Below are 19,104 nucleotides of genomic sequence, written 5' to 3'. Positions count from 1 at the left end.
ATGGGATGGGCGGGGGAGCCCGCCGCGGTATCCGCGCCGTCCGGGCCTTCCTGAGACGAGGATCGAACCGGCCCGACATGCCCGAGGTCCATACCGGTTCCTACAAGGAGGCGATCCTGTTCCTCGTCACGGCGGGGATCGTGGTGCCGCTGTTCCACCGGCTGAAGCTCAGCCCCGTGCTCGGCTTCATCGGGGCCGGGGCGCTGCTCGGGCCGTTCGGGCTGGGCCGCCTGGCCGAGACCTATCCGTGGGTCGCCCTGTTCACCATCGGCAACCGGACCGAGATCGCCCACCTCGCCGAGTTCGGCGTGATCTTCCTGATGTTCATGATCGGCGTCGAGCTGTCGTGGGAGCGCCTGCGGACGCTGCGCCGCCTCGTCTTCGGTCTCGGCTCGATCCAGGTGGGCTGCTCGGCGCTGATCCTCGGCGCCATCCTGTTCGGCCTCAAGGTGCCGCTGGCCGGCGCCGTCATCGTGGGCATCGCGCTCGCGCTCTCCTCGACGGCCGTGGTGCTCCCCGTGCTGGCCGAGCAGCGGCGCCTCAACACGCCCGCGGGCCGCGCGAGCTTCGCCGTGCTGCTGTTCCAGGACCTCGCGGTGGCCCCGGTGCTGTTCGCCATCGCGGTCCTCGGGCGCTCGGACGGCGCCAACATGGGCGTGGCGCTCGCCCTGGCGCTCGCCCAGGCGGCGGTGGCCCTCGTGCTGATCGTGGTGGCCGGCCGCCTCGCGCTGCGCCCGCTCTTCCACCTCGTGGCCCGCACCAAGTCCACCGAGCTGTTCATGGCGGCCTGCCTGCTGGTGATCGTGGCGACCGCGCTCACGGCGGCCGCGAGCGGGCTGTCGATGACGCTCGGCGCCTTCGTGGCGGGTCTGCTGCTGGCCGAGACCGAGTACCGCCGGGCGATCGAGGCGACGATCGACCCGTTCAAGGGGCTCCTGCTCGGCGTGTTCTTCGTCTCGGTCGGGATGAACCTCGATCCGGCCCAGCTCGTGGCCGCGCCCGGGGCGATCCTCGGCCTGTCGCTCGCGCTGCTGCTGATCAAGGCGGTCGTGGTCCTGATGGCGGCGCCCGTCCTGAAGATCGCCCGACCCGTCGCCATCGAGGCGGCTCTGCTGCTCGGGCCGGGCGGCGAGTTCGCCTTCGTGCTGATCGGCGGCGCGCTCGCCACCGGGCTGGTGCCCGAGGAGGTCGGCGGCGCGGCGCTCATCGTCACCACCGTGACCATGATCGCGATCCCGGGCCTCGCCGCGCTCGGCCGCCAGATCGGGCGGCGCGCGGCCCGCGGCCATCTCGGCCGCGCCCGGGCGGAGCCGGTGCCGGATCCGCTCCAGAACCGGGTCATCGTGGCGGGCTACGGCCGCGTCGGCCGGCAGGTCGGCGAGATGCTCGCCCGCCACAAGATCCCCTACATCGCCCTCGACGCGGACGCGGCCCGGGTCGCCGAGCAGCGCCGCCTCGGCAAGCCGGTCTATTTCGGCGATTCGAGCCAGACCGAGCTGCTGCGCCGCTGCGACATCGCCACGGCGCGGGCGCTGGTGGTGACCCTCGACAACGCCCGCGCGGTCGAGGCCGTGGTGATGGCCGCGCGCGCGGAGCGGCCGGACCTCACCATCGTGGCCCGGGCCCGGGACGCCCGGCACGCCACCGCGCTCTACGAACTCGGCGTGGACGACGCCGTGCCGGAGACGATCGAGGCCTCGCTGCAGCTCTCCGAAGCGGTGCTGGTGGATGTCGGCGTGCCGATGGGCCTCGTCATCGCGTCGATCCACGAGCGACGGGACGAGTACCGCGCCATGCTCAAGCGCAAGGAGACCGATACGCGCCCCGTCTTCCGGGCGCGCCGCACGGTCGGCAAGCAGGTCGAGGCGCGCGAGGCCCCCGCCAAGGACGAGGCGGCGAGCGTCGGCAAGCGGGCCTGAGCCCGATTGCATGCCTGGGGCGGGGTGCGCCCGATGCGGGGCGCCCTCCCCCGCGGCGCTGTGGGAGTCAGGCCGGCTGGGGCATCCCGAACAGGTCGGTCGACGGCGCGGCCCGCCGGACCGTTCGGCGCGCCGCCGGCTCGTGGCCCGGCGCGTAGCTGCAGCGGTAGGTGATCGCGTCGGGCGGCCCCGTGCCGGTCTGGAGCGGCACCGTGACGGTGTCGTCGGCGAAGTGCCAGCCGCGGGCGCCCTTGTCCCAATAGAGCCAGACCGTGCCGGGATGGCCCGCGAGCGTGAACACCGCCGCCTGCCGCGTCAGCGCGGTGACGTGGCGCGGCGCGTACATGCCCTTGTCGCGATAGGCGGCCTGGGTCGCCGCCGGCTGGCGGTCGATGAAGGTGTTGCGCACGATCTGGATGGTGGCGCCCGGCCGCCCCAGAAACCGCTTGAAGTCGCGCATGCTGCGAAGGACGACGGCCATCGCAATTCTCCTGTCGGCGGCCCGGCCGACCGGTCGCCGGACGGCCAGGACTCCACCAAGACTCGGTGCATGCAAACTGTGTGTACGGCTCGACAGTTTTCATGACCGTGACCGTCACGATCGGGCATCTATCAACAGTTTTCCGGTTCCATACCCAGGATTCGCACGCAAAATTGGCGTTGCGGCCCGTCTCCGGGGTCCTGCGCGCCGCGCCAGGGCGGGCCGCGCCGGCTTGACCCGGAGGACCGGGATGCGCGTTATCCGCCCATGCTGCTGCACTTCTTCACCGCCCTGCGCGACGCGAAGGTGCCCGTCACCTTGCGCGAGTACCTGACCCTGCTGGGAGCCCTCGACCGGGACCTCGCCGAGAAACGCGTCGAGGATTTCTATTTCCTGGCCCGCACCGCGCTCGTGAAGGACGAGAGCCATCTCGACCGCTTCGACCGGGTGTTCGGGCAGGTGTTCCGCGGCCTGGAGAGCGTCGGCGAGGCGGTGCAGCCGGCCGCGATCCCCGAGGAATGGCTGCGCAAGCTCGCCGAGAAGTACCTCACCGACGCCGAGAAGGCGGAGTTGCAGGCGCTCGGCTGGGACAAGCTGTTCGAGACCCTGAAGCAGCGCCTCGCCGAGCAGACCGAGCGCCACCAGGGCGGCTCGAAATGGATCGGCACCGGCGGCACCTCGCCCTTCGGCGCCTACGGCTACAATCCGGAGGGGATCCGGATCGGCCAGGACGGCAACCGCAACTTCCGCGCGGTGAAGGTCTGGGACAAGCGCGAGTTCCGCGACCTCGACGACACGGTGGAGCTCGGCGCCCGCAACGTCCGCATCGCCCTGCGGCGGCTGCGCCGCTTCGCCCGCACGGGCGCGGCCGAGGAACTCGACCTCGACGGCACCATCCGATCGACGGCGCGCCAGGGCTACCTCGACTTGAAGCTGCGGCCGGAGCGGCGCAATGCCGTGAAGCTCGTGCTCCTCCTCGACGTCGGCGGCTCCATGGACTGGCACATCGAACTCGCCGAAACGCTGTTCTCGGCGGCGCGCTCGGAGTTCAAGCACCTCGCGCACTTCTATTTCCACAACTGCCCCTACGAGGCGGTCTGGACCGAGAACCGCCGCCGCCACGAATCCGGCACGCCGCTCCTCGACGTGATCCGAACCTACGGCTCGGATTACCGGCTGGTCTTCGTCGGCGACGCCTCGATGAGCCCCTACGAGATCGCGATGGCGGGCGGCTCGGTGGAGCATTGGAACGCGGAGCCGGGCGCCGCCTGGATGGGGCGCCTGCTCGACCATTTTCCCAAGGCGGCCTGGCTCAACCCGGTGCCGGAGGCGCGCTGGGACTACACCCAGTCGATCGGGATGATGCGGCAACTGCTCGGCGGCCGGATGTTCCCGCTGACGCTGGAGGGGATCGACCGGGCGACGCGGGCGCTGCTCCGATAGGCCCCGCGTTCCTCAGGCGAAGGGCGAGGGCGGCGACGAGCGGAACCGCCCGAGGAAGAGCGGGGCCAGCAGCGGGCTGCCGTTCGGCGGGGTGGCGAACTTGATCGAGAGGACCAGCATCGGATCGCGCGCCACCGAGATCGACTCCCAGAAATAGCAGGCCACGCCGCGCATGTCGGCGTCGCGGGAATTGTCCTTCTCTCTGCGGTACTCGTCCGCGAAGCGCTCCCCGAGCCCCGCGCTCGACGCGAGGTGGAAATCCGACAGGCCGAGCACGCCCTTCACGATCGTCAGGGCGTTGCGGGCGCGGGCGGCCGAGACCGCCATGTTGACCGTCTCGCTCCCGGTCCGATCGGTGACGCCGTAGAATTCGAGCACGCCCGAATCCCGGCCGAAATTGGCGATGACCTGCGCCACCGCGAACTTGATGCCCGTGTTGTGCCCGGCGCTGATCGTCGTGCTGTTGTTGGCGAAGCGGTTCAGCACGAGAAGCGCGCCGTTCCCAAACGGCGAGGCCTCGGAGAACAGGCTCGACGGCATCGGCGTGAAGGAGAACAGCCCGTTCGGATCGACGAAGGGGGTGAACATGGGCCGCGCCTCCCCTCGAACGACGCTCGATTCGAGTCGCGCTCAAGATGAAGCGGCAGGGCGCCCGGTGCAAGATCAGTCCTCGGCGCCGTCCCGTCGAGCACAAGTACTAGGCGGGACTGGCTTCGGCCCGCGCGGTTTGCCCGTCACGAGCGGAAGAGCCGTGTTCGCTGAGGCCGATCGAAGCGGCGGGCCGCGCGCTCGTCTCCGCGCAGGCCGAGGGAAGGCCGGCGCGGTCGGCAGGTGGTCCTATCAGCCCTGCTGCTTGGGCGTGGTCACCGTGAGGCCGTCGAGCTCCGGCGTGATCTTGATCTGGCAGGAGAGCCGCGAGGTGGCGCGCACGTCGGAGGCGAAGTCCAGCATGTCCTGCTCCATGTCCTGGGCCGGGCCCACCGTCTCGGCCCAGTCGTCCGAGACGTAGACGTGACAGGTGGCGCAGGCGCAGGCGCCGCCGCACTCGGCGTCGATGCCCGGGACGTTGTTGCGCAGGGCCGTCTCCATCACGGTCGCGCCGACGCTGCCCTCGACGGTCCGGGCCGTGCCGGCGGCGTCGATGTAGGTGATCTTGGGCATTGCGGGCTCCGGGATCGTAAAGGCAGGTCTTGCGCGTGCGGGATCTTACGCGGGCGATGATGCGCGCCTGCTTGGCCGTGCGGGGACCGGATTGCAAGCGTGCGATTGGCAGGACGCGCAGATAGGCCGGCCTGTTCCCGCGCGGCGCCCCCGCGGGGCTGCGCCCTCACGCCGCGCGGCCGATCTCCGCCAGCGTCTCGGCCGCGGCGCGGGCGAGCGCCGCGAGGTCGGCCTCGGGCTCCGTCCCCTGCCGCAGGGCGGTTTCGACGCGCGCGGCGAGCGGGCCCACCCGGCAAGCCCCGACGCCGAGCGCCGAGCCCTTCAGGGTGTGGGCAAGGTCCGCCCGCTCGCCGGGGTCTCTAGCGCGGTCCGACAGGGCCGGGACGAGGCGGCGGCACTGCGCGGCGAAGAGGTCGAGGAGCTCGGCGGCGAGGTCGTCGTCGCCTGCCGTCTGCGCGAAGAGGTGCGCGCGGTCGATGGCCGGTGTGGAGGTCGACTCGGAGGCCGTCATGGCTGCCCTCGTTCACGCTCGTCCGGGGTCGCGCCCCGTCCTGTCCACAGGCGAGGTCCCGCGCCCTCGCCTCCGCTTAACCCTTGGGGCATCATCGAATCACCCCGCCGGGGGGCGATCTGGCGCGGTGTGGTAACCATTCCGTTAAGGTTTTTGCGAGCGCTCGGGCGGCTCGGGTATCCGGGCCCCGCCGCGACGTCTAAACTTAGTTGGTAAACGGGTAATCGCGCCCGGAGGGTCGGACGGGACCCTGCCGGATGCGAAGCGTAACGGGGCTTTCATGGCGACGGACAAGAAGCTCAAGGACCCGGCCGAGGCGGCCCTGTCCGCGATCGAGCAGGCGCTCAACCTCGACGCCCTGTCGGCGCCGGGCGTCGAGTCGCGGTCCGAGCCGCGGCTGCCCGACGTGGGCGATGTCGAGCCGCTGATGGACCCGGTCGGCCGCCAGATGCCGCCGCGCCTCGATCTCGACGCCCCGATCCCGTCCGATCTGCCCCCGCCCGGCCGCGAGCGCACCCGCCGCGAGGGCGGCCTGCTTCCCCCCGACCGCTCGCTCGTCGCCAACGACGACCGCCGCAACATCGGTATCCTGCAACAGACCCTGCGCGTCCGTCCCTCGCGCAAACCCTACCTCCTCGCCGGGCTCGCCGCCCTGGTCTGGCTGAACGGCCTCGTGCTGATCGCCTGGACCCAGAGCGGCGGCGACCTCAAGGGCTTCCTCACCGGGCTCACCGCCCTTCAGGCCACCGTCGGCGCGGCGGCTTTGGCCGGGCCGATCTTCCTGTTCCTGATCGCCGGCATGCTGGTGGTGCGCGCCCAGGAGATGCGGCTGGTGGCCCGCGCCGTGGGCGAGGTCGCGATCCGGCTGGCCGAGCCCGAGAGCTTCTCGACGGACGCCGTGCTCACCATGTCGCAGACGGTGCGGCGCGAGGTCGCCGCCGTCGGCGACGGCGTCGAGCGGGCGCTGGCGCGGGCCGGCGAGCTCGAGACCCTGGTGCGCGGCGAGATCGCCACGCTGGAGCGGGCCTATTCCGACAACGAGATCCGGATCCGGTCCCTGGTGGACGAGCTGGTGGCCCAGCGCGAGTCGATCGTGGCCAATGCCGAGCGCGTGCGCGGCGCCATCGCCGGATCGCACCAGAGCCTGAGCCAGGAGCTGGAGGGCGCTTCCGAACGGATCGTCGCGGCTATGACCGGCGCGGGCGACCGCGTGACGAGCGCCCTGGACTCGCGCGGCGAGGCGATCACCGCCTCGCTCAGCGAGGCGGGCGAGCGGGTCGTCGGGGCGATGACGGGCCGCGGCGACGACCTGATCGGGCGGCTCGTCGCCACCAGCGAGGAGGTTCGCGCGAGCCTCGGCGAGGTCGGCGACGCCCTCGGCCGGACGTTCGAGACGCGGGCCGCCGAGGTGACCCGCGTGTTCGACGCGGCGGGCAGCGCCCTCACCGACCGGCTCTCGGAGAATGCCGGCGTGGTGACGCGCTCGCTCGCCGAGACCGGCACGGGCGTGCTCGAGGCGCTGGAGCGTCAGGGTGGCGCCGTGCGCGCGAGCTTCGAGCGCTCGGCCGAGGCGCTGGAAAGCGCCTTCCTCGCCCGCGGCGGCGAACTCACCCAGTGCTTCGCCAGCACCGGCCAGCAGATCACCGCGCGCTTCGCCGAGACGGGCGCGGCCTTCACCGACAGTCTCGCCAGCCGCGGCGCGTCGTTGCGCGGCGAGATCGAGAGCGCCGGCAACGGCGTCGCCGACACCATCGAGCAGCGCGGCCGCGAGGCGCAGGCCGCCCTGGCGCTCGCCGCCGGCGGCATCGTGGAGACCTTCGCGGCGCGCGCCGGGGCGCTGCGCGACGATCTCGTCGGAACGGCCGACCGGGTCGCCGGCACCGTCGCCGAGAGCGGCGCCGCGGTGAGTGAGCGCCTGGACGGCATCGCCGCCCGCCTGCACGAGACCATCGTGGTGCGGGGTGCCGACCTCGAGACCCGCCTCGACGCCGCGGGCGAGCGGGCCGGCAGCCTGGTGACGCGCCAGGCCGAGGCCGCCGCGACCACCCTGGAGACCACCTTCGCGGGCCTCGGGAGCGGCTTCGAGAACGGAGCCGCCCAGGCGGTCGAGGCCCTGCGCGGCTCGGTCGAGACCCTCTCGGCCGAACTCGGCGCCCGCACCGCGCAGACGGTGGAGGCGATCCGCGGCAACGTCGCGGAGACCGCGGCGGCCCTCGACAGCGGCAGCGCCGAGGCCGCGCGGGCCCTGCGTCAGGCCGCGGGCGGCACGGTCGGCGAGCTGGAGGCCCGCACCGTCGAGGTGGTGCAGATCTTCGAGCGCCGCCTCTCCGAATTCGCCGCGCAGCTCGACGCCCGCTCCCGCGAGGCGACCGAGACCCTGCGCGTCTCGGCCGAGGACGCGCACGGCGCCACCGCGGCGCGCACCGCCGAGATGACCGCGGCGATCGCCGCGAGCATCGCGGCGCTGCAGCGCATCTCCTCCGAGGTCGACGAGGCCATCGAGTCGCGCGCCACCGGCACCCTGCGCCAGCTCGAACAGGCCTCGGAGCGGACCGGCGGCGCCTTCGGCAGCAGCGCGGATGCGGCCATCGCCGCCCTCCGCCGCGCCATGGAGGGGCTCACCACCGAGGTCGCGACCCGCACGGAGGACAGCACCGGCGCCCTCGCCCGCACCGCCGCCCAGGTCGGGGGCGAGCTCGCGGCCCGGATGAGCGACCTCGAAGGGGCCTTCAGCCACCACGGACGCGGCGTCGCCGACCTGCTGGCGAGCCATGCCGAGGAGACGCATGCCCGCATCGCCGGCACCGGCCGCGACATCGTGCTCGCCGTCGCCACCCAGGGCGCCCGCATCGCCGACACGCTCAGCCAGACCGGGGCCAGCATCGCCGAGACCGCCGATATCCGCGTCAAGGCGATCGACGAGACGCTGGGCAGCCGGCTCGCCACTCTCCAGGAGACCATCGCGCGCGGCGACATCCTGGCCGACCGGATCGGCCGCGACACCTCCGCCCTCGGCGACACCGTCGGAGCCCGGCTCGCGGAGATGGATCGGATCGTCAGCGTCGCCGGTCCGGCGCTCGCCGACCGCATCGCCGAGCGCACCCGCGACGCCCAGGCCGCGGTCGACACCCATCTCGGCGCCCTCGAGGAGCGCTCGGCCAAGCGCTCCAGCGAGATCGGCGAGACCTTCGCCTCGCTCGTCAGCCATATCGACGGCCATCTCGGCGCCCGCGCCACCGCCCTCAACGAGGCGCTGATCGTGCGCACCGGCGAGATGGCCCGGGTGATGGCCGAGGGTGGCCGCGACATCGTCGGCACCCTCGACGCGCGCACCGGCGCCCTCGCCCAGGACCTCGACGCGCGCACCGGCGCGCTCGCCCAGGACCTCGAGGCACGCACCGATCGGATCGGCGAGCGCCTCGCCGCCCGGGCCGAGGACATCGCCGGACGTCTCGAGCGGCAGACCGCCGAGCTGGCGCGCCAGCTCGACTCCGGCGCGGAGCGCTTCGATACCGGCGTGCTCGCCCGCATCGAGGTGATCGGCACCGCGATGGAGGAGCGCGGCCGACTGATCGACGAGCGCTTCGGCGCGCAGGCCTTCGAGGCGATCCGCCTGATCGAGAGCCGGTCGCAGGCCGTCGATGCGGATCTGGCCGCCCGCGCCCGCGAGCTTGCCGAGATGATCGAGGCGCGCACCGGTGGTATCGACGCCGCGCTCAACGAGCGGATCGCCGCCCTCACGGCGACCATCGCCGATCGGGCCGGCAGCCTCGACCGGACTTTGGGCGACCGGGTCCAGGCGCTCATCGCGGCGATCGAGGCGCAGAGCCGCATCGCCGAGGCGGATCTCGCCGGCCGCACCGAGTCGGTGCGCGCGGCCTTCGCCGAGCGGGCGGAGAGCCTCGCCCACCTCATCGACGAGCGCACCGCCGCGATGGCGGCCGAGCTCGACGACAAGGGCCGCGCCGTGTTCGGCGCCGTCGGCGGCCGGATCACCGAGCTCGCGCGCCTGTTCGACCGCGGCGGCTCCTCGCTCGCGGCTCTGATCGATCAGCGCGGCGAGAGCGTGCTCGCCAAGCTGCAGCAGACCATCGCGGATGCCGAGCGCATGCTCGACGACGGCGAGGGCCGGCTCGGCCGGACCCTGTCCAACCGCACCTCGGACATCAGCGGCCTGCTCGACGAGGGCGTGCGCACGGTCCACGACCTCCTCGACGACCGCATCCGCCAGATCCGCGTCATCGTCGACGAGCACGCCAGCACCTTGTCGAGCACCCTCGACGGCCGGATCGCGCCCCTGCACGACGCCCTGGAGGAGCGCGGGCGCGCGCTCGTCGCCACGGTCGAGAGCTCAGTCGGCACGGCCGACGCGGCGCTGGAGGCACGCACCCGCGCCCTCGGCGCGCTGTTCGACGGCCGGCTTCAGACCCTCGAATCCCTGGTGGAGGGCCGCGGCGACCGCCTGGCCGAGGCCCTCGACACACGCGCCCGCGACCTCCGCGCCCTGTTCGAGGAGGCGCATGCCGCCCTCGACGGCGCGGTCGCGGCGCACAGCACGCAGCTCAGCGGCTCGATCGACAGCCGCGTCGAGGCTCTGCGCACCCTGTTCCAGGAGGTCCCTGCGGCGATCGTCGGCCTGATCGAGGCCAGCGAGCGCGAGATGGCCTCCAGCCTCGAGGCCCGCACCCAGCGCCTGCGCACCCTGATGGAGGACGCCCGGGCCGGCCTCGACGCCGCCGTGGACGATCACGGCAACCGCATCGCCGGCACCGTGGACGAGCGCGTCCGTGCGTTGCGCGACCTCCTGCATGAGGCGCCGCAGGCGATCGCCGGGCTGGTGGACGCGAGCGAGCGCCGCCTCGCCCAGAGCCTCGACGGCCGCATGGACCGCCTGCACGGCCTCTTCGAGGAGGCGAGGACCGGCCTCGACACGCTGGTCACCGGCCACGACGACCGGATGGCCGAGGCCGTGGACGCCCGCATTCACGCGCTGCGCGGCCTGCTCGACGATGCGCCGACCGCGATCGGCGGCCTGATGGAGACTCGCGAGCGGGCGCTCGCCCAGAGCCTCGATGCCCGCGTCGGGCGCCTCGATGCCCTGTTCGAGCAGGCCCGCGCCGCCATCGAGGGCGCGGCCGACGATCAGGGCCGGCGCTTCGCCGGCCAGATCGACGGGCGCGTCGAGGCCCTCCGAACCCTGCTGGAGGAGGCGCCGACCGCGATCCTCGGTCTGCTCGAGCGCCGCGAGCGCGAGCTGGCTGAGAGCCTGGAGACGCGCACCGAGCGCCTCGATGCCCTGTTCGCGCAGGCCCGCGCCGCCATCGAGGGCGCGGCCGAGGATCACGGCCAGCGCTTCGCCGGCCAGATCGACGGGCGTGTTGAGACCTTGCGGACTCTGCTGGAGGAGGCACCGACCGCGATCCTCGGCCTGCTCGAGCGCCGCGAGCGCGATCTGACGGAGAGCCTGGAGACGCGCACCGAGCGTCTGCGCACGCTGTTCGAGGAGGCCCAGTCGGGCCTCACCGAGGTCGTGGAGGGCCGCGGCCGCGAGTTCGCCGCGACCGTCGACGCGCGCGTCGACATGCTGAGGACCCTGTTCAGCGAGGCCCGCGACGCCGTCCAGGGCCTGCTCGACGGGCGCGCCCTCAACCTCACGGATGCGGTCGAGGCCCGGGCCCAGGCGCTGGCCGCCGCCTTCGACGCGCGCCTGCGCGACCTCGACGCCCTGGTCGAGGGCCGCACCAACGCGCTGGCCGAGCGTGTGGCCGAGCGCGGCACCGCTTTGGTCGAGGCAGTGGACGCCCGCAGCGAGGCCTTCACCGCCCGCATCGACAGCCGCATGAAGCTGTTCGCCACCCTGGTCGCGGCCCGCGGCGACGCCCTCGCCACGGCCTTCGACGATCGCCACGACGCCTTCGCGAACCTGGTGGACGAGCGCCTGGGCGGCATCGTCGCCGCCCTCGACGAGCGGGCGCGCAACCACGCCGCGCTCGCCGAGGCCCACACGGCGGCGCTCGCCGCCGCCCTCGACCAGCGCAACGCGACGATCGCCCGGATCCTCGACGAGCGCACCGGTGCGATGTCCACGGGCTTCGAGCGCCGCGCCACGGCGCTCGGAACCCTGGTCGATGCCCGCGGCGAGGCCCTGTCCCGCCGCCTCGCGGAGAGCGCCGAGGCGCTGGTCCGCGCCATCGAGGAGAAGGGCGGCGCCCTCGTCGCCCGCGTGGACGAGCGCGGCGGCGCGGTGGGCGCGGCGATGGAGCGGCAGGTCGAGCGCCTGCGCGCCACGATCGACGGGCCCGTGCTCGAACTCGCCGACACGCTCGGCGAGCGCGGGCAGGCCATCGAGCGCGCCCTGGCCGAGACCGGCGCGCCGCTGATCGAGGCCCTGCGCGAGCGCACCGAGGCGCTGGCCGCCCAGTCGCGCGAATCCGCCGACGCTCTGCGGACCGCCGTCGAGGAGGGCGCCGCCGGCGCGATCCAGCGGCTCGGGGAGACGAACGAGCGCCTGCGCCGCGATCTCGGCGGCGTGCTGATGCGCATCGACACCGCCAACGAGGCCCTGCGCGAGCTCTTGGGCAGCGCCGGCGGCAACCTCAACGCCGTCGAGCATGGCCTCGCCGCGCGCGTCGGCCAGATCCAGGAGGCGCTCGACGCGATCGCCCGCGAGACCGGACAGGCCAGCGACGGTGTCGCGGCCCAGGTCGCGGCCCTCCAGGCTGTCGCCGAGGGCGCCGTCCGGGAGGCCGCGGGCCTCGCGGAGGCGCTCGACGGGCGCGGGCGCTCGCTCACGGAGCAGTCCCGCAGCCAGGTCGCGGCGCTCGACGGCGCCGCGCAATCCCTCGCGGCGATCGAGGAGCGGCTGGCGGCGACGCTGGCCGGGCGCGAGGGGGCCGTCGAGGCGGCGCTCGCCGGCCTGGAGGCGCGCTCGGACACGCTCGAGAGCCGCACCCGCGCCTTCGCGGACAGCATCGAGCAGAGCCTGCGCGCGGCCGAGGCCCGCGCGGAGGGCGTCGGCGACAGTCTGACCCGCTCGGCACGCGAGGCCGGCAGCGCGGTGACCGAGGCCTTCGCGGGCCTCAACACCGAGGCCGGCGCGGAGGCCGAGAAGGCGACCCAGGCCGTCCGCACCGCCCTGGAGGGCGCCGCCGCGGAGATCCGCAGCGGGTTCGAGGCGGCCCAGGCCCGCTTCGGCGAGTCGGTGGCGGGCCTGCGCGAGATGGCGAGCGCGATCCGCACCGAACTCGACGCCACCCGCGCCGACCTCGCCAAGGGCGTGCTGGAGATCCCGCAGGAGACGCAGGACGCGGCCGGGGAGATGCGTCGCGTCGTCTCCGACCAGATCAAAGCGCTCAACGAGCTCTCGGCCCTCGTCGCCCGCAGCAACCGCGCGGTCGATGCCGTCCAGCCCGTCGCCCAGCCGGTCGAGCAGCGCCGGACCGCGGAGGGCGGCTCGGCGGGCCGCGCCGTGGCCCAGTCGGTCATCGCGCCGCCGGCCCCGACGGTGACCCCGTCGCCGGCCGCCCGCCCCGCCGCGACCCCCGAAAGGGCCGCGGCCGACCGTCCGCGCGCCACGACGGCGCCGACGCGCGCCGACGGGCCCCGGCCCGCGAGCCGGACCGGCGCCGCGGCGATCCCGGGGGCCGACAAGCGCGGCTGGCTGTCGGACCTGCTGACCCGCGCCTCCCTGGACGAGGAGGAGGATGGCGCGCCCGACGCGCCCGCGGCCCAGCCGGCACCCGTCAAGCCGGCCGGTGCGACCAATGCGACGAACGCGGCCGAGCCTGCCAGGTCCCTCGAGCCCGCCAAGACGCTGGAGACGATCTCGTCCGACATTTCGCGGATGATCGACCACCGCACCGCCGTGGACCTGTGGGAGCGCTACCGCCGCGGCGAGCACAATCTGTTCGACCCGCGCATCTACACGGCCCAGGGGCGCCAGACCTTCGCGGAGATCCAGCGCCGCTACCGGGCCGACGCGGAGTTCCGCCGGGCGATCGACCGCTATGTCGGCGAGTTCGAGCGCCTGCTCGGCGACGTGATGAAGAACGACCCGGATTCGCGCCGGGCCGACGCCTACCTCACCTCCGAGACCGGCAAGGTCTACACCATGCTGGCCCATGCCAGCGGGCGCTTCGAGGGGGCCTGATCCCGATGCGTGCCGGGCGCGGTCGCCGCGCCCGGCCTCAGAGCAGGCCGAGGCCGACGAGTTCGCGGCGCAGCGTCTCGGGCATTTCTGCGAGGTCGCCCGCCGCGGCGGCGTCGAGATCGACGGGGGCGTCCTTCGCCGGGAGGTAGCGCCAGCCCTGGAACGGGCGGCACGGCCGGGGAGCCACGGGGACGAGCCGTTCGTGCAGGACGAGGCGGCAGCGCGGGATGCCGTCCGCACCGGTGACGGGCTCGATCGCGGTGATCGCCTGCCGGCAGCACAGCGTTCCCTTGATCACCCAGTAGATCGAGCCCTGCCCGGCGATCTCGCCGCGCCGCGTCGGGATCATCCGGGTGACGTGGATGGGGGATCCGTCGCGGCCCTGGCGCAGGGCCTCGGCGCGGAAGCCGGCCTGCCGCGCCTCCAGCTCGGCGATCGAGGCCGGACCGACGCAGAGTTTGAGCAGGTGGAGCGGGATCGGGGCCAAGGCGGGATGCGTGCGCTGGGAGGGGCGGGGAAGCCCCTACCCTATCCGTCCGCGGCCGCGGGCGCGACCGATCGTCCGCTCAGGAGAACAGCGCCAGCTTCTCCTCGATGCTGAGCAGGTCGATGTCGACGAGGCTCAGATCCGCTGCGCCGGACCGCGGCGGCAGGGCCGACCCCGACGCGGCGAGCGCGGGAGCGACCTTCGGCTCGGGCGCGGCGGCGAGCTTTTCCGGCGCGTCCTCGGTGTCGTGAGCGGCCTGCGCGCCCGGCGCGGCGTCGGGGGCCTCCGTCGCCTCCGGCCAGGATCCGGCGAAATCCGCTTCGGCGAAATCCGCTTCGGGGAGGTCTGCGACGACGGATTCTTCCTCGGCGTGAGCCGCTTCGTCGAGGGCGAACGCTTCGAGACCGGGCTCGCCGACCTGGTCCGGCATCGCGGCCGGCGCGGCCTCGTCCGACTGGTCGAAGGCGTCGGGCTCGGCGGTCGCGGCGGCCGGTTCGGCTTCGTCCTCGACCGGATCCGCATTCTCCTCCGGAGCCGAAACCGCCATCGGGTCGGCGGCCTCGGCCGTCTCGTCGGCGAGGCCGAGGGCCGCGTCGGCCGCCGCATCCTCGGCAGCCTCTTCGGGCACCGCGGCCGAGGCGGCTATCCCCGCGGGCGCCGCGTCGTCGGTCGCGTCGTCGGTCGCGTCCCAGGCCAGATCGTCGGTCGCCTCGGGCGCATCGGCGTGCGGCGCGAAATCCACGGCGTCGTCGAGGGAGGTGATGTCGAGGGACGTGCGCGGCGCCTCGGCTGCGGGCGTCGCCCGGTCCATCTCGATGAAGAGATCGACGTCGCTCTGCGAGAGATCGGCCGGCTCGGCCGCTGCCGCGGCCCCGGGCGCCGTCGGGACCGGCGCGGCGTCGCCGTCCCAGATCGCGATCATCGCCGTCAGGCGGGTCTCGAGATAGCGCAGGGTGTTGACGATCCGAACGATGCGCTGGGCGGTCAGGTCCTGGAACGAGCAGGCGGTGTAGATCTGGGTGGCGTGCCGGTCGAGACGGTCGCACAGCTCCGCCTCGACGCCGCGCTCGCGCAGCGTCCAGGCCGCCTCCTGGACCTCCTCGGCCGCGCCGAGAATGTCGGATGTGGCGCGCTCCGTCGTCCGGACGATCGCGTCGAGGGTCTCGGACGCGACGCCGAGGCGGCTCTGGTCGGTGTCGGGCGGGCTGATCGCCGCGATCTCGGATTTGGTCCGGCTGATCGCCCGGGCCATGTCGAGGAGGTTGCCGCGCAACTCGGTCAGCTCCTCCGGCTGACGCTGGGCGGTGACGGCGCTCTCCAGCCGTCCGATCGCGCCGAGCAGCATCTCGGTGTCGGGGCCGCGGTTGCGCCGGGCGTGCTCGGCCAGGAACCAGCGCCCGCGCTCGCTCTCCTCCATCGCCCGCGCGATCGTCTCGTAGGCGTCGGGTTCGAACGGGATCAGCGACTGGATGCCGGACATGGTACGCGTCCCCGAAGACTCTGTGCACGACGCGCGCTGTGCGAAACCGTCATGTACGGCCAGTGACGTTGACAGATGCTGTTTAACGCGCGCTTACGGCGCCCCTCCTCTCGCGCGGCCGAGACTCGTGTCCCCCATCCGAACCCTTGAGCCCGAACCCGGGGCCCTGCGCCTCGCCCTGCTCTACGCGGTCGTCTTCGTGGAGATCGGCATCGCCATGCCGTTCATGCCGGTCTGGCTCTCCGCGCTGGGGCTCGACGCGACGATCATCGGCGTGCTGCTCGCCCTGCCGATCGCCACCCGCATCGTCGCGACCGCGCCGCTGATGAGCCTGATCGACCGGGGCGTGGGCCCGCGCGCCCTGCTGCTCGCCGGCAGCCTCGGCCTCGCCCTGACCTACGGCCTGATGCCCGGGGCCGCTGGCCTCGGCTGGCCCCTCCTCGCCGGGCTGGTGGTCCTGAACGCGGTGGCCGGCGCGCCGCTGGTGCCGAGCATCGACTACCTGACCCTCGCCGCCGTGCGCCGTCGCCCGCGCCTCGACTACGCCCGCATCCGCATGTCCGGCTCGATCGCCTTCCTGGCGGCCAACCTCGCGGGGGGCGCCCTGCTCGGCGCGCTCGGCGGCCGGGTGGCGGTGCCCCTCCTCCTCACCGGCCTCGCGCTCCTCGCCAGCCTCGTGGCCCTCACCAGCCGCGACATCGCCGCGGCGAGGCCCGCGGCCGACAGGGGCGCGCGACCGCGCATGCCCGCGCGGCTCCGGCTCTGCATCGGCGCCGCCGCCGCGATCCAGGCGAGCCATGCCGCGATCTACGGCTTCGGCAGCATCTACTGGATCGGGCTCGGATTCTCGGCGGAGACCGTCGGGGCGCTCTGGGGCGTGGGCGTCGTCTCCGAGATCCTGCTGTTCGCGGTGATCGGCCGCTTGCCGGCCGGCGCCCGCAGCCCGTTCCGGCTCCTCGCCCTCGGCGCGACCGCGGCCCTGCTGCGGGCCGTCGGGCTCTCCCTCGTCGGCGACACGCTGCCCGCGCTCGTCGCGCTGCAGGCGCTGCACGGGTTCACCTTCGGGGCGACGCAGCTCGGCGCGATGGCGGCCGTCTCCGCCTTCGCGCCCGACGGGGCCCGCGGACGCGCCCAGGGCACCCTCAGCGCGGTCAACGCCTCGGTCTCGGCCGCGGCCACGATCCTGTCGGGGTTCGCCTATCGCGCCGGCGGGCCCCTCGCCTTCGCCCTGATGGCGCCGCTCGCGCTCACCGGCCTCGGCCTCGCGGCGGCCGCCGCGCGCCGGGTGCGCCAGGACACACACGCGGCGGTGGATACCGCTCCGTAACCCTAATCTGGACATAGACGCGGCGCAGCATGGGCAGCGTGATGGAACCAGAAAACCGCGGAGGCCGGGCGTGCCGAGCGCCGTGATGCCGGCGCGAGCCGCTCTCGCGGACCGGGACGGCGCGCGCGTCGAGCCGGCGGCCGACGGCCGCCTCGCGCTCGCCGGCCGCTGGACGGCGGACGAGGGCGCCGCCGTCGAGGCGGCGGCCCGGCGCATCGCCGCCGCCGGAACCGGCCGGGCCGTGACCGTCGATCTGACGGAGGTCGCCCGCCTCGACACGCTCGGCGCCTGGGTGCTCGAGCGGACCCGGGGCGAGGTCGAGGCCGCGGGCGGCAGCCTGACCTACGGCGGCGCCAAGCCGGAGCACCGGATCCTGCTCGGCGAGGTCGCCCTGCGCGAGCCCGAAGCGCCGCGCCCTGCCGCGGGCGGCCGGATCCACGCGGCCCTCGACGGGCTCGGGCGGCGGGTGGCGCAGGCCGGAGCCGACGTGGTGACCGGCATCGCCTTCCTGGGCGAGGTGGTCACGGCCTGCGGGCGCGTCGCCGCCCGGCCGGGCACGTTCCGCAGCAGCGCCTTCGTCAATCAGGTCGAGCAGGTGGCGCTGCGCGGCACCCCGATCATCGTGCTGATCTCGTTCCTCGTCGGCGGCATCGTCGCCCAGCAGGGCATCTTCCAGCTCCAGCGCTTCGGGGCGCAGACCTTCGTGGTCAACCTGATCGGCCTGCTGATCCTGCGCGAGCTCGGCGTTCTGCTGACCTCGATCATGGTCGCCGGCCGCTCGGGCTCGGCCTTCACCGCCGAGATCGGCTCCATGCGGATGCGCGAGGAGGTCGACGCCCTCCGGGTCATGGGCCTCGACCCGATCGAGGTGCTGATCGTTCCGCGCATCCTCGCCCTGATGATCGGCCTGCCGATGCTGACGCTGGTCGGCGCGCTCGCCGCGCTCGCCGGCGGCGGCCTGACGGCGATGCTCTACGGCGGGCTCACCGTGGAGCAGTTCCTCGCGCGGCTCCAGGCGGCCGTCGGGCTGCATCACGTCTTCGTCGGGCTGATCAAGGCGCCCTTCATGGCGCTCACCATCGGCATCATCGCGACGATCGAGGGCTTCGCGGTCGAGGGCTCGGCCGAATCGCTCGGGCGTCACGTCACCGCGTCGGTCGTGAAGTCGATCTTCATGGTCATCGTTCTGGATGGCCTCTTCGCGGTGTTCTTCGCCGCCATCGACTTCTGAGGCGCCCGTGCCGATCCCCGCCAGCGCCGCCGCCGCCGCGATCTCTCCTGCGCCCGACGACGCGATCATCCGGGTGCGCGACCTCGTCGTGGGCTTTCGCGACCGGACGATCCTGAAGGGCCTCGACCTCGACATCCGCCGGGGCGAGATCCTGGGCTTCGTCGGGCCCTCGGGCCAGGGCAAGTCGGTGCTCACCCGCACCATCCTCGGGCTGGTGCCCAAGCGCTCCGGCACGATCGAGGTGTTCGGCCGGGATATGGACGGCCTGAGCCTCGCCGAGCGCCGGCGGGTCGAGCAGCGCTGGGGCGTGCTGTTCCAGCAGGGCGCCCTGTTCTCGGCGCTCACCGTCAAGCAGAACATCCAGGTGCCGATGCGCGAGCATCTCAAGCTCTCCGAGCGCCTGCTCGACGAGTTCGCCCGCCTGAAGATCGAGTTGGTCGGCTTGAAGCCCGATGCGGCGGACAAGTTCCCGTCCGAGCTCTCGGGCGGCATGATCAAGCGCGCGGCGCTCGCCCGCTCCCTCGCCCTCGACCCCGAGATCCTCTTTCTCGACGAGCCGACCTCAGGCCTCGACCCGATCGGGGCGGGCGAGTTCGACGAACTCGTCGCGACCCTGAAGCAGACGCTCGGCCTCACCGTCTTCATGGTGACGCACGATCTGGACAGCCTCTACACCGCCTGCGACCGCATCGCGGCGCTCGGCGACGGCCAGATCATCGCGGTCGGTCCGATCGACCACATGCTCGCCCACGACCACCCGTGGCTGCGCTCCTACTTCCACGGCAAGCGCGCCCGCTCGATCGTCACCGGAGGCCCCGCGCATGTCTGACGGACAACGCAATCCCCTCGCCGCTCCGCCCCTCGCCGCCCCGCCCCTCGCCGCCCGGGCCCGGGCGGCCGGGACCCGGTCGGGCG

At 73.7% G+C, this 19,104-nt stretch carries 12 protein-coding genes; 6 read left to right on the top strand and 6 right to left on the bottom strand.

Annotated elements, in window-relative coordinates; all coding sequences use genetic code 11:
* The first annotated feature begins 77 nt into the window (after positions 1-77).
* On the top strand, positions 78-1,919 hold the full coding sequence (locus ACS5RC_RS11550) for a cation:proton antiporter domain-containing protein (protein ID WP_478344006.1): 1,842 nt from the start codon (positions 78-80) through the stop codon (positions 1,917-1,919).
* 67 nt (positions 1,920-1,986) lie between these two features.
* Here the strand turns inward: ACS5RC_RS11550 and ACS5RC_RS11545 are convergent, their stop codons facing one another.
* The gene (locus tag ACS5RC_RS11545; RefSeq protein ID WP_478344005.1) at positions 1,987-2,400 is read right to left on the bottom strand and encodes a hypothetical protein; all 414 of its coding nucleotides are present in this window, start codon (positions 2,398-2,400) and stop codon (positions 1,987-1,989) included.
* Between the two features lie 267 nt (positions 2,401-2,667).
* Between ACS5RC_RS11545 and ACS5RC_RS11540 the strand changes: the two genes are divergently transcribed.
* Positions 2,668-3,843, top strand: coding sequence for a vWA domain-containing protein (locus ACS5RC_RS11540; RefSeq protein ID WP_478344004.1), 1,176 nt, complete (start codon positions 2,668-2,670; stop codon positions 3,841-3,843).
* 12 nt (positions 3,844-3,855) lie between these two features.
* On the opposite strand, the gene ACS5RC_RS11535 is transcribed toward ACS5RC_RS11540, so the two are convergent.
* The 3 genes from ACS5RC_RS11535 to ACS5RC_RS11525 all read right to left on the bottom strand — a co-directional run bounded on the left by ACS5RC_RS11535 (position 3,856) and on the right by ACS5RC_RS11525 (position 5,515).
* A complete protein-coding gene (locus tag ACS5RC_RS11535; protein ID WP_478344003.1) occupies positions 3,856-4,431 on the bottom strand; it encodes a hypothetical protein in 576 nt (191 codons plus the stop codon).
* Between the two features lie 252 nt (positions 4,432-4,683).
* Positions 4,684-5,004, bottom strand: a complete 321-nt coding sequence (locus ACS5RC_RS11530) for a 2Fe-2S iron-sulfur cluster-binding protein (RefSeq protein ID WP_478344002.1) — start codon at positions 5,002-5,004, stop codon at positions 4,684-4,686.
* 166 nt (positions 5,005-5,170) lie between these two features.
* Complete coding sequence (locus tag ACS5RC_RS11525; RefSeq protein WP_478344001.1) at positions 5,171-5,515, bottom strand: Hpt domain-containing protein; 345 nt, start codon at positions 5,513-5,515, stop codon at positions 5,171-5,173.
* A 280-nt stretch (positions 5,516-5,795) separates the two neighbouring features.
* On the opposite strand from ACS5RC_RS11525, the gene ACS5RC_RS11520 reads away from it, so the two are divergent.
* A complete protein-coding gene (locus tag ACS5RC_RS11520; protein ID WP_478344000.1) occupies positions 5,796-13,664 on the top strand; it encodes an apolipoprotein A-IV repeat region-like domain-containing protein in 7,869 nt (2,622 codons plus the stop codon).
* A 37-nt stretch (positions 13,665-13,701) separates the two neighbouring features.
* Here ACS5RC_RS11520 and ACS5RC_RS11515 read toward each other — a convergent pair whose 3' ends face one another.
* Together ACS5RC_RS11515 and ACS5RC_RS11510 are read right to left on the bottom strand one after the other, a co-directional pair.
* Positions 13,702-14,142, bottom strand: a complete 441-nt coding sequence (locus ACS5RC_RS11515) for a DUF1489 family protein (RefSeq protein WP_478344346.1) — start codon at positions 14,140-14,142, stop codon at positions 13,702-13,704.
* Positions 14,143-14,230: 88 nt separating this feature from the next.
* A complete protein-coding gene (locus tag ACS5RC_RS11510; protein WP_478343999.1) occupies positions 14,231-15,631 on the bottom strand; it encodes a hypothetical protein in 1,401 nt (466 codons plus the stop codon).
* A gap of 127 nt (positions 15,632-15,758) precedes the next feature.
* Here ACS5RC_RS11510 and ACS5RC_RS11505 point away from each other — a divergent pair, with 127 nt between their 5' ends.
* The 3 genes from ACS5RC_RS11505 to ACS5RC_RS11495 all read left to right on the top strand — a co-directional run bounded on the left by ACS5RC_RS11505 (position 15,759) and on the right by ACS5RC_RS11495 (position 19,018).
* On the top strand, positions 15,759-16,958 hold the full coding sequence (locus ACS5RC_RS11505) for an MFS transporter (protein ID WP_478343998.1): 1,200 nt from the start codon (positions 15,759-15,761) through the stop codon (positions 16,956-16,958).
* An 85-nt stretch (positions 16,959-17,043) separates the two neighbouring features.
* Entirely contained in the window at positions 17,044-18,189 is a 1,146-nt protein-coding gene (locus ACS5RC_RS11500) for an MlaE family ABC transporter permease (RefSeq protein ID WP_478344345.1), read from the top strand.
* Between the two features lie 64 nt (positions 18,190-18,253).
* Positions 18,254-19,018 (top strand): ABC transporter ATP-binding protein, encoded by a 765-nt coding sequence (locus tag ACS5RC_RS11495; protein ID WP_478344344.1) that lies wholly within the window; start codon positions 18,254-18,256, stop codon positions 19,016-19,018.
* Positions 19,019-19,104: the final 86 nt, after the last annotated feature.

It is taken from the genome of Methylobacterium sp. HJ2 (assembly GCF_056431005.1).
The sequence above is the reverse complement of the archived record's forward strand: the minus strand, read 5'-3'. Positions and strand labels throughout refer to the sequence as shown.

Excerpts from the sequence above, each read along its gene's own strand:
- ACS5RC_RS11550 (WP_478344006.1), top strand. The coding sequence starts at position 78 with ATGCCCGAGGTCCATACCGGTTCCTACAAGGAGGCGATCCTGTTCCTC.
- ACS5RC_RS11520 (WP_478344000.1), top strand. The coding sequence starts at position 5,796 with ATGGCGACGGACAAGAAGCTCAAGGACCCGGCCGAGGCGGCCCTGTCC.
- ACS5RC_RS11510 (WP_478343999.1), bottom strand. The coding sequence starts at position 15,631 with ATGTCCGGCATCCAGTCGCTGATCCCGTTCGAACCCGACGCCTACGAG.
- ACS5RC_RS11540 (WP_478344004.1), top strand. The coding sequence starts at position 2,668 with ATGCTGCTGCACTTCTTCACCGCCCTGCGCGACGCGAAGGTGCCCGTC.
- ACS5RC_RS11535 (WP_478344003.1), bottom strand. The coding sequence starts at position 4,431 with ATGTTCACCCCCTTCGTCGATCCGAACGGGCTGTTCTCCTTCACGCCG.
- ACS5RC_RS11530 (WP_478344002.1), bottom strand. The coding sequence starts at position 5,004 with ATGCCCAAGATCACCTACATCGACGCCGCCGGCACGGCCCGGACCGTC.
- ACS5RC_RS11500 (WP_478344345.1), top strand. The coding sequence starts at position 17,044 with ATGCCGGCGCGAGCCGCTCTCGCGGACCGGGACGGCGCGCGCGTCGAG.
- ACS5RC_RS11525 (WP_478344001.1), bottom strand. The coding sequence starts at position 5,515 with ATGACGGCCTCCGAGTCGACCTCCACACCGGCCATCGACCGCGCGCAC.
- ACS5RC_RS11545 (WP_478344005.1), bottom strand. The coding sequence starts at position 2,400 with ATGGCCGTCGTCCTTCGCAGCATGCGCGACTTCAAGCGGTTTCTGGGG.